This is a genomic window from Streptomyces sp. NPDC048288, from assembly GCF_043201555.1.
Classification (GTDB): Bacteria; Actinomycetota; Actinomycetes; order Streptomycetales; family Streptomycetaceae; genus Streptomyces.
Genome location: NZ_JBICZD010000012.1, coordinates 164,864 through 177,507, shown reverse-complemented (window position 1 = coordinate 177,507; position 12,644 = coordinate 164,864). Strand labels below are relative to the sequence as shown.

General features: G+C 74.1%; 10 protein-coding genes. 2 read left to right on the top strand and 8 right to left on the bottom strand.

The features are described 5' to 3' along the window. Positions 1 to 2 precede the first annotated feature (2 nt). The 3 genes from ACGFZS_RS37050 to ACGFZS_RS37040 all read right to left on the bottom strand — a co-directional run bounded on the left by ACGFZS_RS37050 (position 3) and on the right by ACGFZS_RS37040 (position 2,436). Positions 3 to 1,397 carry an NAD(P)/FAD-dependent oxidoreductase gene (locus ACGFZS_RS37050; RefSeq protein WP_393798781.1) on the bottom strand — a complete coding sequence of 465 codons (1,395 nt, stop codon included), beginning with the start codon at positions 1,395 to 1,397 and terminating at the stop codon, positions 3 to 5. Further along, the gene (locus tag ACGFZS_RS37045) at positions 1,384 to 1,611 is read right to left on the bottom strand and encodes a ferredoxin (RefSeq protein ID WP_393798888.1); all 228 of its coding nucleotides are present in this window, start codon (positions 1,609 to 1,611) and stop codon (positions 1,384 to 1,386) included. Before ACGFZS_RS37045 ends, ACGFZS_RS37050 begins: the two co-directional genes overlap by 14 nt. A 153-nt stretch (positions 1,612 to 1,764) precedes the next feature. Next, positions 1,765 to 2,436 carry a hypothetical protein gene (locus tag ACGFZS_RS37040; protein ID WP_393798780.1) on the bottom strand — a complete coding sequence of 224 codons (672 nt, stop codon included), beginning with the start codon at positions 2,434 to 2,436 and terminating at the stop codon, positions 1,765 to 1,767. Positions 2,437 to 2,613: 177 nt separating this feature from the next. On the opposite strand from ACGFZS_RS37040, the gene ACGFZS_RS37035 reads away from it, so the two are divergent. Beyond that, positions 2,614 to 3,423 (top strand): SDR family oxidoreductase, encoded by an 810-nt coding sequence (locus ACGFZS_RS37035; RefSeq protein WP_393798779.1) that lies wholly within the window; start codon positions 2,614 to 2,616, stop codon positions 3,421 to 3,423. 40 nt (positions 3,424 to 3,463) lie between these two features. On the opposite strand, the gene ACGFZS_RS37030 is transcribed toward ACGFZS_RS37035, so the two are convergent. Beyond that, on the bottom strand, positions 3,464 to 5,152 hold the full coding sequence (locus tag ACGFZS_RS37030) for a DUF885 domain-containing protein (protein ID WP_393798778.1): 1,689 nt from the start codon (positions 5,150 to 5,152) through the stop codon (positions 3,464 to 3,466). A 33-nt stretch (positions 5,153 to 5,185) separates the two neighbouring features. Beyond that, positions 5,186 to 5,677 carry an Lrp/AsnC family transcriptional regulator gene (locus tag ACGFZS_RS37025; protein WP_355719092.1) on the bottom strand — a complete coding sequence of 164 codons (492 nt, stop codon included), beginning with the start codon at positions 5,675 to 5,677 and terminating at the stop codon, positions 5,186 to 5,188. Positions 5,678 to 5,736: 59 nt separating this feature from the next. Here ACGFZS_RS37025 and ACGFZS_RS37020 point away from each other — a divergent pair, with 59 nt between their 5' ends. Beyond that, complete coding sequence (locus ACGFZS_RS37020) at positions 5,737 to 6,894, top strand: trans-sulfuration enzyme family protein (protein ID WP_393798777.1); 1,158 nt, start codon at positions 5,737 to 5,739, stop codon at positions 6,892 to 6,894. 99 nt (positions 6,895 to 6,993) lie between these two features. Here ACGFZS_RS37020 and ACGFZS_RS37015 read toward each other — a convergent pair whose 3' ends face one another. From ACGFZS_RS37015 to ACGFZS_RS37005, 3 genes are all read right to left on the bottom strand, one after another. After that, positions 6,994 to 8,391 carry a GNAT family N-acetyltransferase gene (locus ACGFZS_RS37015; RefSeq protein ID WP_393798776.1) on the bottom strand — a complete coding sequence of 466 codons (1,398 nt, stop codon included), beginning with the start codon at positions 8,389 to 8,391 and terminating at the stop codon, positions 6,994 to 6,996. A 114-nt stretch (positions 8,392 to 8,505) separates the two neighbouring features. Beyond that, positions 8,506 to 11,166 carry a DUF6493 family protein gene (locus tag ACGFZS_RS37010; RefSeq protein WP_393798775.1) on the bottom strand — a complete coding sequence of 887 codons (2,661 nt, stop codon included), beginning with the start codon at positions 11,164 to 11,166 and terminating at the stop codon, positions 8,506 to 8,508. Further along, the gene (locus tag ACGFZS_RS37005) at positions 11,163 to 12,596 is read right to left on the bottom strand and encodes an SWIM zinc finger family protein (RefSeq protein WP_393798774.1); all 1,434 of its coding nucleotides are present in this window, start codon (positions 12,594 to 12,596) and stop codon (positions 11,163 to 11,165) included. Before ACGFZS_RS37005 ends, ACGFZS_RS37010 begins: the two co-directional genes overlap by 4 nt. Between the last annotated feature and the right edge of the window lie 48 nt (positions 12,597 to 12,644).

Genomic DNA, 12,644 nt, shown 5'->3' with positions numbered 1-12,644 from the left:
GGTCAGTGACGGGCGGGGTGGAAGACCAGCTGCTGGTCGGTCGGCGAGTAGCCGCTGAGGGTCACCATGGGGTCGTGCGTCGGCAGGGCCGGGTCGGGGAAGTCGGCGCCGACCGGCACCCGCCCCTCGGGACGGCGGTCCACCGTCGGGAACTCCACCGGGAACGGCGCGCCCTTCTCGATCTGCCGCTGGTAGAACTCCAGCCACCGCGTGTTGTCGAAGGTCACCGCCGCGATCGTCCGGCCCTGGTAGCCGTACACCCCGACGAACCGGCGCTCGGTCAGCGAACCCTGCGTGATCATGATCTGGTCGCCCATCGGCGGCACCCCGACCGACTTGATGTTCACCCCGAACTGCGACGACCAGAACGCCGGCACCCACAGATGCGGCTTGCGCTCGGCACTCGGGCTGATCATGTTGTGCGCGGCGATCTCGGCCTGGGCGACGGCGTTGCCCCAGTGCTCCAGGGACAGGAACTGGTAGCCGAACAGCGCGTGCGGGGACCGGGCGACATCGCCGGCGACGAAGATGTCGTCGGTGACGATGCCGCGGAAGTCGAAGGCACGGCAGCCCGCGTCGCAGGCGATGCCCCGCGGACCCGCGCCGAGCCCGGATCCGGTCAGCCAGTCGGTGTTGCGGACCGCGCCGAGCGACACGACCACCACGTCCGCCTCGACGACGGACTCGTCGGACAGGTGGACCGCCCGCACCCGCCCGGCCGGGTCGCCCTCCAGCGCCGTGACCATGACGCCGGTCCGCAGGTCCACCCCGTTCTCCCGGTGCATCTCCGCCGCGACCGCGCCGATCACCCCGCCCAGGGCACCCACCAGCGGCGCGCCCGCGCGTTCCGCCACGGTGACCGCGATGCCCTGCTCACGGCAGGCCGAGGCGATCTCCGAACCCGTGAACCCGGCGCCGATCACGAACACCCGGCGCGGCCCGGCCTTCAGCCGCCGCAGCAGCGCCGCCGCGTCGTCCCGGGTGCGCAGGGTGAACACCCCGTCCAGCCGGGCCTCGTCCTCCTTGGGCCAGGGCCGGGCCCGTACCCCGGTGGCGATCAGCAGCCGGTCGTACTCGACCTCGTCGCCGTCGGCCAGCCGTACCCGCCGCGCCTCCATGTCGAGACCGGTCGCGGCCACGCCGAGCCGCCACTTGGCGTCGATCTCCCGGCGGTGCGGCAGCCCGGTGTGGTGCGGGACCGCCCTGCCGAGCAGCACCGCCTTGGACAGCGGCGGGCGGTCGTACGGCTCGTACGGCTCGTCGCCGATCATGGTGAGTTCGCCGGCGAAGCCCTCGGCGCGCAGCGTCTCGGCGGCCCGCAGACCGGCCAGCGAGGCGCCGACGACCACGATCCGGCCCTCGCGCCGCAGCCAGTCGAGATAGTCAGTGGGCGGCATCGGACGTCCCTCCCGCCACCCCGTCCAGCCCGTCGGCGGTGATCGCCTGCACGGGGCAGGCGGCGACGGCGCGGGCCACCCGCTCCCGCTGCTCCTCCTCCGCCTGCGGGTTGTAGACGAGGGATTCCTCGCCGTGCATCGCGAAGACGTCCGGAGCGAGGAACGCGCACTGCGCGTACCCCTGACATCTGTTGAGGTCGACGACAAGGCGCATCATGGCTCCGCCCTTCCGGTGGCCAGGTCCGGTGCGTACCGCCGGCCCGACAGCGCAGTCCCGGACGGCGGGGAACTCCCCGCACGCCAGCATGGGAGCCCGCACCCGCCACCGCGCGCCGAGGCCCTCCGATCGGGTGAGCCCGCCCAGCCCTCAGACCGCCGGGGCCGCGGTGGGGCGGCGGAAACTCTCCGCGACGATGAACACGCTGAGCAGCAGCGACCAGCCCGGGAACACCAGCTCCGACCAGGGCACACCGGGCGAGACGAACAGCAGGACCAGGGTGACGAGCAGGCCCAGCACCGTGAGCCAGCGCGGCATGATGCCCAGCCGGTGCCCGATCACCGACGCGGAGCAGGTGAACACGGCCGCCATCCGCATCGCGTACCCGATCATCAGCGTGTACGCCAGGTGCTGACCGAAGTCCCAGGCGGGCCGTGAGGGCGAGGTACCCGCCGGATGCGCGGTGTCGAGCACGGCCGCGGCCGCCGCCGCGCCGCCGAACATCGTGGCCGTGAAGACCAGGCCGCTGCCGAGGAACACGGTGGCCATGAACCGGTCCTCGGCGTCGCCGACGTGCGAGCGGACGGCGCCGATGAACCACAGGAAGAAGATGCCGGCGAACGGCACCAGGGTGAGGGCCGCGTGCACGGCGCTGCGCCGGGTGGGATCCGGCACCTGGGCGGTGACCGCGTCGGCGCCCTGCGGGATCCCCAGCCGGATCAGCACTATGGCGGCGGCGAGCAGCAGCGCGAAGACGATCCCGGCCACCCCGGCGGCCCGTGGGGTCTGCAACGGCTGCCGTGCCGGCGTAGAGGTCTGCATCCGCGGCTCGCTTCCTGTCTCCGGTGGCCCCCGCCACCAGCAAGCCGTCTGCACCCGGCCCCCGCCACCGGAACAGACCCGAACGGCAGACGGCACCTCGCCGGGCGGTCGTCTCCTTCGGTCCATCGGATTTATTGGGTCGCCGCCCGGACCACGGCCTCCCTAGCATGATCCGCCATGCCGTCCGAAGAGCAGCTCCGCCGTGACCCCCTGCCCCTGCGCGGCCGCAGCGCCCTCGTCACCGGCGCGAGCCGTCGGGCCGGTATCGGGCATGCCGTCGCCCGGCGGCTCGCCGCGTACGGGGCGAGCGTCTATCTGCACCACCACGTCCCGCACGACTCCGCCATGCCCTGGGGCGCCGACCGCGTCGAGGACGTCGTCGCCTCCGTGCGCGAGGCGCTCGGCGACCCCGGCGCGCGGGTCGTGGCGGGCCCCGGCGACCTGGCCGATCCGGCCGAACCCGCCCGGCTGGTGGAGCGGGCGGTCCGGGAGTTCGGCGGTCTCGACATCCTGGTCGCCAACCACGCCCTCAGCGGCTCCGACGGCACCCTCGACGCGATCGACGCGGCCATGCTGGACGCCCACTGGGCGGTGGACACCCGCTCGGTGCTGCTGCTCGTGCAGGCGTACGCCCGGCAGGCCCGGCCCGGCGGGCGGATCGTGATGATGACCTCGGGGCAGGACCAGGGCGACGGGATGCCGGGCGAGCTCGCGTACGCCCTCCAGAAGGGCGCCCTCGCCTCCGTCACCCGGTCCCTCGCCACCGGGCTCGCCGACCGCGGGGTCACGGTGAACACGGTCAACCCCGGTCCCGTGGACACCGGTTACGCGACCGGCGAGGTCCACGCGGCCGTCGCGGCGCGCTTCCCGGGCGGGCACTGGGGCCGGCCCGACGACCCGGCGCGGCTCATCGCGTGGCTGGCCACGGACGAGGGGCGCTGGGTCACCGGGCAGGTCGTCAACTCCGAGGGCGGCTTTAGGCACTGACCCGGAAGGAGGCCTGCGGCTCCGGCGTGCCGTCGGCCCGTCAGAGCTGGGCCAGCTCCGCCACCAGGTCGTCCAGGCCCAGCGAACCCTGGGACAGGGCCGCCATGTGCCAGGCCTTGAGGTCGAAGCCGGCGCCCCGCCGCTCCCGGGCCTGCTCCCGGCCCAGCAGCCAGGCCCGCTCGCCCAGCTTGTAGCCGATCGCCTGGCCCGGCATGGACAGGTAGCGGGTCAGCTCGCTCTCCACGAAGTCCGCGGGACGGCTGCTGTGCGCGCCGAAGAACTCCTGCGCCAGCTCCGGCGTCCAGCGCTCCCCGGGGTGGAAGGGCGAGTCGTCCGGGATCGTCAGCTCCAGGTGCATGCCGATGTCGATGATGACCCGCGCGGCCCGCATCATCTGCGCGTCCAGGTAGCCCAGGCGGCGCTCCGGGTCGGTGAGGAAGCCCAGTTCGTCCATCAGCCGCTCCGCGTACAGCGCCCAGCCCTCGGCGTTGGCGCTGACCATGCCCACGCTCGCCTGGTAGCGGGAGAGGTTCTCGGCGATGTGCTTCCACTGCGCCAGCTGGAGGTGGTGGCCGGGCACGCCCTCGTGGTACCAGGTCGAGACCAGGTCGTAGACCGGGAACCGGGTCTGGCCCATGGTCGGCAGCCAGGTGATGCCGGGGCGCGAGAAGTCGTCCGACGGGGGCGTGTAGTACGGCGCCGCCGCGCTGCCGGGCGGCGCGATCCGGGACTCCACCCGGCGGACCCGCTCGGCCAGGTCGAAGTGGGTGCCGTCGAGCTTCTCGATGGCCTCGTCCATCACGGACTGCAGCCAGTTCCGCACCTCGTCGACGCCCTCGATGTGGGTGCCGTGCTCGTCCAGGTGCGCCAGCGCCACCCACGGGGTCTCGGCGCCGGGCAGGATCTTCTCGGCCTCGGTCCTCATCTCGCCGAGCAGCCGGTGGTACTCGGACCAGCCGTACGCGTACGCCTCGTCCAGGTCGAGGTCGGTGCCGTTGAAGTAGCGGACCCAGCGGGCGTACCGCTCGCGCCCGACCACGTCCGGCGCGCCCCCGATGGCCGGCGCGTACACGTCCCGCATCCAGTCGCGCAGCGCGACCACGGCCTCGGTGGCCGCTCCGGCCGCCTCGTCAAGACCGGTGCGCAGCGCCTCGGGCCCGGCCGCCGCGAACTGCTCGAACCAGCCCTTGCCGTCGCCGGTGTCGGCCCACTCGCCGAGCTGTCCCACGAAGGTGGCGGTGGCCCGCGGGCCCGCGTACAGCTTCCGGTCCAGGCCGAGTTCGAGGGACTGCCGGTAGCCCTCCAGCGCGGCCGGTACCGCGCGCAGCCGCTCGACGACCGCCGCCCAGTCCTCCTCGGTGGCGGTGGGCGTCACCGTGAACACCTGGCGCACGGCGTGCGCGACCGAGCTCAGGTTGCTGACGGACCGCAGGCTCTCGTCCGCCTCGTGCACGGCGAGGGAGGCGGTGAGCCGCTCGCGCAGCAGGCGCGCGCAGCGCCGCTCGATGTCACTGTCGGCGCCGGGCTGCCGCTCGGCCTCCGCCAGCTTGGCGAGCGTGTCGCGCTGGAGCCGGGCGACCGCTTCGTCACCCGCCGGCGAGGTGTCGGGCAGCCGGCTCGCACTCTCTTTGACGCCGAGGAACGTACCGGTGATCGGATCGAGGGCGATGAGTTCGTCGACGAAGGCGTCGGCGACCTGACGGGGCAGCGGGTTACTGGTCTGTGACATGCGGTCCATCCTCGTACGACGGACCGCCGCGCGTCACGGGGATTGAGCCGACGACACGGGCGGGAGCAGCGGTCCGCACTCCCACTGCTGGAAGATCAGCCGGGTCTCCACCCGGGCCACCTCGCGCCGCGAGGTGAACTCGTCCAGAACCAGCCGCTGCAGGTCCGTCATGTCCGCCACGGCCACGTGCACCAGGTAGTCGTCGGGACCGGTCAGATGGAACACCGTCCGCGACTCCGGCAGCGCCCGGATCCGCTCCACGAACGGCCCCACCAACTCCCGCCGGTGCGGCCGCACCTGCACCGAGAGCAGCGCCTCCAGGCCCCGCCCGAGCTTGGCCGGATCCAGCTCCAGGCGGTGCCCGAGGATCACCCCGGACCGCCGCAGCCGGGTCACCCGGTCCAGACACGTCGACGGCGCCACGCCCACCTGGGCGGCGAGCTCGCGGTAGGTGCTCCGGGCGTCGTTCTGCAGCAGCCGCAGCAGATGCAGATCCACCGGATCCAGTACGACGGAATCGGCCATGGCCCGAACGTAACACGCTGTATCGCCCGCACGGCCCGCCCGATGTTCACCCTTCCGCCATGGACTCCGTGAGCATCCGTGACCACGTATCCGGCGCCCCGCGCGCCCTGGCCACCGAGGCCGTGCACGCCGGCCGCGACGACCTCGCCGGCCAGGGCCTGCACACCCCGCCGATCGACCTGTCGACCACCTACCCCTCGTACGACAGCCGCGCCGAGGCCGCCCGCATCGACGCCTTCGCCGCCGACGGCGCGGACCCCACGGGACCCCCGGTCTACGGCCGGCTCGGCAACCCGACGGTCGCCCGCTTCGAGACCGCCCTGGCCCGCCTCGAAGGCACCGGGTCCGCCGTCGCCTTCGCCAGCGGCATGGCCGCCCTGTCCGCCGTCCTCCTCGCCCGCGCCGCGACCGGCCTGCGCCATGTCGTCGCCGTACGGCCCCTGTACGGCTGCAGCGACCACCTGCTCACCGCCGGTCTCCTCGGCACCGAGGTCACCTGGACCGACCCGGCCGGCATCACCGACGCGCTGCGCCCCGACACCGGCCTGGTACTGGTCGAGTCCCCGGCCAACCCGACCCTCGCCGAACTCGACCTGCGGGCCGTCGCCCACGCCTGCGGCACGGTCCCGCTGCTCGCCGACAACACCTTCGCCACGCCCGTGCTGCAACGCCCGGCCGCACACGGCGCACGCCTCGTCCTGCACAGCGCCACCAAATACCTCGGCGGCCACGGCGACGTCCTGGCCGGAGTGGTCGCCTGCGACGAGGAGTTCGCCGGGCAGCTCCGGAAGATACGGTTCGCGACCGGCGGCGTCCTGCACCCGCTGGCCGGCTACCTCCTGCTGCGCGGCCTGGCCACCCTCCCCGTCCGGGTCCGCGCCGCCTCCGCCACCGCCGCCGAACTCGCCCGCCGCCTCACCGCCGACCCACGCGTCGCCCGCGTCCGCTACCCCGGCCTGGGCGGCGCGATGATCGCCTTCGAGGTGTACGACGACCCGCACGAGGTCGTCTCCCGGGTACGGCTGATCACCCCCGCCGTCAGCCTCGGCAGCGTCGACACCCTCATCCAGCACCCGGCGTCCATCAGCCACCGCATCGTCGACGCCGACGACCGCCGCGACGCCGGCGTGAGCGACCGGCTGCTGCGGCTGTCGGTGGGTCTTGAGGACGTGGACGATCTGTGGGCGGACCTGGACTGGGCACTAGGGGCGCTCTAGCGCGCCCCTCGGGGGCGCGGGGCTGTATTCATGTGCGGCTACCGCCGCGCGGGCGCGACAAGCCACAACGCACCCGCAGCCGCCGCGCGGTCCGCACCCCTATGGAGCTTCGGCCCTCTCCGCCTCACCCGCACGAGAGAGCCCCGTAACTCCCACGGCGTCCAGGCGCGCGGTGATGACCAGCGTCCCCTCCTCGATCTGATAGTCGAGCGGCAGCCCCAGCGCCCGCATCGCCGCCACCATCCCGGTGTTGGACGCCTGCGTCACCGCGTACACGCTCTCGCAGCCCGCCTCGACCGCCATCCCGACCAGCCGGCCCAGCAGTTCACCGCCGATACCCCGCCGCTGCCAGTCGTCCTCGACGAGCAGCGCGACCTCCGTCTCGTCGCCGTCCCACAGCAGGTGACCGAGGCCGACGATCCGGCCCGACGCGGTCTGCACCGCCAGGGTCCGGCCGAACCGCGGGCTGAGCAGGTGGTTCAGATAACGGTCCGCGTCCCCGACCGGCCCGTGGTAGCGCAGCCCGAGCGTGCGCGTCGAGCACCGCTCGTGCATGGCCTTGGCCGCCTCCAGGTCAGCGGTGTCGGCCCGGCGCACGGTGATCGAGTTGCCCTCGGGCAGCGTCAGCACGTCCTGGCTGCGCGGGATGCGCGGGCCGAGCCGGGCGTCCAGCTCCACCAGCGCCCGCGCCCGCGCGAACTCGGTGGGCGTGAACGGCAGATACGGCCGCTCCACGGTGATCACACCGCCTTCCGGTGCGCGCAGCCGCATCACGGTGTCCTCCAGGGCCCCTTCGACGGGTACCGTCTCGGGGCTCCGGGCCCCGCCGACCGGATGGGCGGGGAGTGAACGGATGGTGCACCGTCCCAACAACTGCCGGAGGGCCAGCGGAAGTTCCGCCGCGTCCAGCGCGGTACGGGTCGCCAGCCCGAGGACCCTGGTCGGGGCGTCCACCAGATCGTGCGCGTCGGCCCGCTCGATCCAGGTGTCCGTGCCCCCGGCCAGCGCGACCGCCCGGGTGATCTCGGCGGCGGTCAGCTCACCGGGGGCCCGCAGCAGGAACTCGTCCACCGTGCCGTCGCCCAGCGGATGCGTCTGCAGGCTGAGGATGTCCACCAGGTGCCCGGCGAGCCCGGTGCACAGGGCGGCCAGCGATCCCGGCTCGTCCCGCACCGTCGTCCGCAGCCGCCACAGCGTGGTGTCCCCACCGGCCCCGGCCTGTCCCGTCGCGGAGACGGCCGGCCGGGTGCCGGTATCGGTATCCGTCACCGGCGGTGCGTGACCTGGGCGCCTCGCCCACCAGACGTGAAAGCCCGCGGTCGCCGCCAGCACCAGCGCCGAGATCACCAGCAGGGCCGGACCGTCGGGTCCGTGGCCGATCAGGTTCGCCACCGCGTCCGCCACCGCGACGGCCGTGAACAGGGCGGCGAGTTCGACGACGTCCCGCCGCCAGTGGTGCACGGGCCGTCCGTGCCGTGCGCGTGTCACATCAGACATGTCTCGAGTCATGCATCCACTGTGAAGGAAGGGTGTTGCGTGATCACGAACGCTCTGTGACCGATGGGTAAAGCATGCTTATGTTCTTTTTGCGTACTTTTTTGCCGCTCCTTGTCAGGCGGCCCTCTCCTCGGTCAGTGCCTCCCTGAGCCGACGGGCCTGGACCACCAGCCGGGAGGAGCCGCGCCGGGCCGCCGCCTGGGAGAGATGGGGCAGCACACCGCGGGCCCCGGACCGCTCGGCGCACTCGGCGGCGACGGAGAGCAGCTCCCCGAGCCCGCGCGCGGAGGCCGGCACGGCCGTGCCCGCCGTCGCGAGGTCGGCGAGCTGCACCGGCAGGGTGTGCCGGAGCATCTCCCATATCGTCGTGTTCGCCCCGGTGGCCGCCGCCGTCCGCGCCGACTCGGCCAGCCGCAGCGGCTTCACCGCACCCCGCCGGACCAGCTGGCCCAGGTCGGCACCGAGCCGCTCCGCGTCGAGCTGTCCGCGCGCGGCGAGCACCAGCAGCGCGTCCACCGCGGCCAGCCGGTCCTCCGGATGCCGGGCACCCAGTCCGTACGCCAGACACAGATGCGTGCTCTCGCCCGCCGGGCCGCCGGACTCGGCGAGCAGGGGGAGAGCGGCGGCCGTGCCTCGCTGGTCGTCCACGGCGGCCTGGGACAGGTTGTGCAGCAGCCGCACGGCGACCAGCTCGCGCCGTTCCGGGAGCGTCGCCAGCCAGTGCCGGTGGCTCTCCTGGCTCCAGTGGTAGCAGTACCGGCGGCCACTGAACGGGGTGACCGGCCGGCCTAGGCGCCGGAACTCCTCGGGGAAGTCCGCCTGGAGTTCGAGGACCTCACCCGTCTCGACCAGGATCCGCACGCCCGAGGTACGACGGCGGGACATGGGCTGGGCGGGCTCCTCGGCGGACAGCCAGCGCGCGAGCCGCTCGCCCTCCGGAGTGCCGAGCGCGGCTGCCCGCCCGGCCGCCGCCAGAGCGGCCGTACGGTCCTCGCGGCGCACCCGGAACAGCGCCTGCGCGAAGTCGGCGGCACCGACCCGGGCGCCCAGGCGGTGGTAGGCGTCGAGCCGGTCGACCAGTTCGCCCGGTTCGAGCAGCCCGGTGCTCCAGGTCGGCGTGGCCAGCAGCAACGGCTGCGGATCCGTCCGTATCCGGTGGGCCAGTTCACGCAGCCGTACGTCGAACACCCGGGAGAAACCGGTGTGCGCGCACTCGTGGTCGGCCGGTCCGCGCCGGAGGGCGGCGAGCAGGGTGTCCGTGCTCACGACCCCGAACAGCGCGGCCACGAGCAGTTCCAGGCCGTCCCGGGCACCGAGGAGGCCGTAGCGGGAGTTGCCGAAGTACTCGTCGGTGTGCCACCAGCGGTGCGCCTCGGGCTGCTTCCACCAGCGGGTCGCGGCCACCGGTTCGAGCGCTTCGCGCAGCGCCTCCTGGTCGCGGTGGGCGTGCCGGGCCAGCCCGTCCAGTGCCCGCTCGAACGCGGCCACGTCCCCGTCGGACGCCAGCAGGGCGCCGATCTCCTCGGCGAGTTCCACCGCCGACTCCGGCGCCGGTGCCAGCCGGAACGGCTCCGGAGCCGGTGGCAGCACCTCCTCGTACACCTCGGTCGCCGGCTCGTGCGCGATCCCCAGCGCGTCCGCCGCCCGGGCGCGCAGGGCCGGGCTCAGTCCCTCGGTGGCGGCGGCGATCCCGGCCCGGACCGCCGCGTCGTCGAGCCGCTTCGCATGCCGCTCGACCAGCTTCAGCGCCCGCTCCTGCACCTGGGTGTCCTCGTGCCCGAACGCCTGGGCCACGGCCGGCAGCAGCTCCGCCGACGCGGCCGGCTCGCGGGTCAGCGCCTTGCCCAGCAGCACCAGTTGGGCGCGCACCAGCTTCTTCTCGGTGCGGAACAGCAGTCCTTCGGAGGCCTCGGCCAGCTGCCGCGGGGTGAGGTCGCCGTCGAGGGCGAGGGCGGCGAGGACCGACTGGGCGTGGGCGGCGACGGGGGAGGCGGCGTCCCGGGCCAGGGCCGTCCAGTCGGCGATCCGCGCGCGCTCCTCGTCCCGGGTGAGGGCGAGCAGGCCCAGCAGCGGCAGGAAGGTCCGGTGGTCGGTCGGGCCGCCGCCGCGCAGCAGCCGGGCGACACAGGCATCGGTCACGGCCGCGCGGTCCAGCTCACCGGTGCGGGCCAGCTCCGCGAGGGCGCTCTGCCAGGAACCGGGACCGTCGCCGAACAGCCAGCGGACCTCGCCGAGATCGGAGAGTTCGAACAGGCCGTTCACCAGCGGCGCGAGGTCCGGCTCGGCGCGCAGCCGGTCGACGAGCGGGACCTGCCCCCAGCTGCGGCCGATGTGCCTGACCCAGCCGACCACATAGGCGTCCGTCACCGGCACCTCACACCCCGAGGCGTGTACCAGCCCCGCCATCAGTCCGAACGGCACGTCCGCCGAGACCGGCCGGGCGGCCAGCCGCCGGGCCACATCCGCCAGCCAGCCGGTGTCCCGGTCCGCCAGCGCCTTCAGCAGCGTCTCCGCCGGAGTCCGCCGCCAGCGCATGTCCGCACCGGCGATCCAGGTCGCGGCGGCCGCGGCCCCCGAGTGGCACATCGCGCCGGCCACCTGGAGGGCCGGGTACACCCGGTCGTTCCGCTCGGTCCAGGGCGTGGCCCGCAGCTCCTTGCGCAGGTTCTGCAACTCCGGCAGCAGCTTGCGCCGTTCGGCATCCGTCATCCTCTTCAGCAGGAGCTCGGTCAGTCCCGTCCGACCCGCCCGCACCGCTTCCAGCACCTCGCTCATCGCGCACCCCCGCCGATCTCCGCCATGTCCTGTCCGATGTCCTGTCCCGCGTCCCGCGCCGCCGTGGCGCCCCGCCGTACCATCCGCACCGCCAGCGCGTGCTTGCACGGCCCGCGCCCGCCCCGGTACTTCGCCCACCACAGGCAGCTGCAGCTCAGCACCCCCGCCGCGTCCCGCACCCGGTGCACATGGCCGTCCTCGGCCGTCACCGTCCCCAGATCGCCGTCCACGGCCACCGCGCCCGCGGCCACCAGTGCCCGGGCCGAGCGCAGCCGCGGGTTGTGCCGCTCCACGCGCCCCGCGTCGTAGGGCAGTTCGCGGTGGAAGTAGGCGGCCTCGGCCGTGTCGTACCCGACCCGTCCCGAGGTGCCGAGGCGGACCAGGGCCGCGCGGACCCGCTCCGGGGCGAGGCCCGAGGAGGCGGCCAGGTCGGCGACGTCCACGCGAGGCTCCCAGGCCAGCAGCACCGCGATCAGCTCCGCGTCCTCGGCGGCCTCGTCGGTGGCGAGCGCGTCCAGCACACCGCCCTCGCCGGAGAACCCGCGGGCCGCGTCCGGCGACAGCGTCAGGGTGAGCCGCATCCCCGGCAGCACGACCTCCCAGGCGGCGGCCGTTCCGGAGGCGGAGAGGGCGCCCTGCGGGCCGTACACCCGCAACGCCGTCGCATGGCGCAGGACCCGCTGCAGGGCCGCGAGCCGCTCCGGCCCCGGCAGGCACACCGCGCCCGGCACCGGGCGGGTCGTCGGACGCAGCGCCCGGCCCGCCGGCACCACCCAGCGCGGACCGGCCGTGCCCCGGCGCCCCGTGCCGCCGCGGGGGAGTGAGCGCAGGAAGCGCACCGCCTCGTCCGCCGGGAGTTCGGCGCGCAGGTCGAACCCGGCCGCTATGACCTGTGCCTCCGCGAAGCCGCGCAGCCAGCGGTCCGGGAGCGGCACCTTCTTCTCCACCACCGGTCCGTCCAGCGTGGTGACCGCCAACTCCTCCGGCCCGACCCGCAGATGCAGCGGGTCGTCCGTGCCGAGCCGGGAAAGCGCCTCCCGCAGCGGGTTGTTGACGTCGACGTTCGTCGTGCCGTGCCCCACCTCGCCGCCGTCCAGGCCCGCACGGAGGACGTCCAGCCGGGCGTACACCCCGCCGCAGCCGGAGAAGGACTCGAAGCGCAGCCGGTCGCCGTTGCCCGTCACCACCGGGTCCAGCGAGGCGCGCGACTGCGGCTGGTAGTAGCGCGCGGCCGCCACGTCGGCCACCGCGAGCAGCCCGGCGGCGGCCACCTGGGGCGAGGTCAGAAAGCCCGCGAAGAAGCGCGGATGGTCCGCCGTCCCGGTGGGTGTCGCACCCCGGGAGGTCTCAAGACCGAGACGGCGTCCGTCGGCGCCCGAGCGCAGCACGGAGGGTTGGCGATAGGCCACGGCCTGTGAAGATCGCGTCATGGGAAAAACCGTAGAGGCGCCCACTGACAATCGGCCCTGACCTGCGAA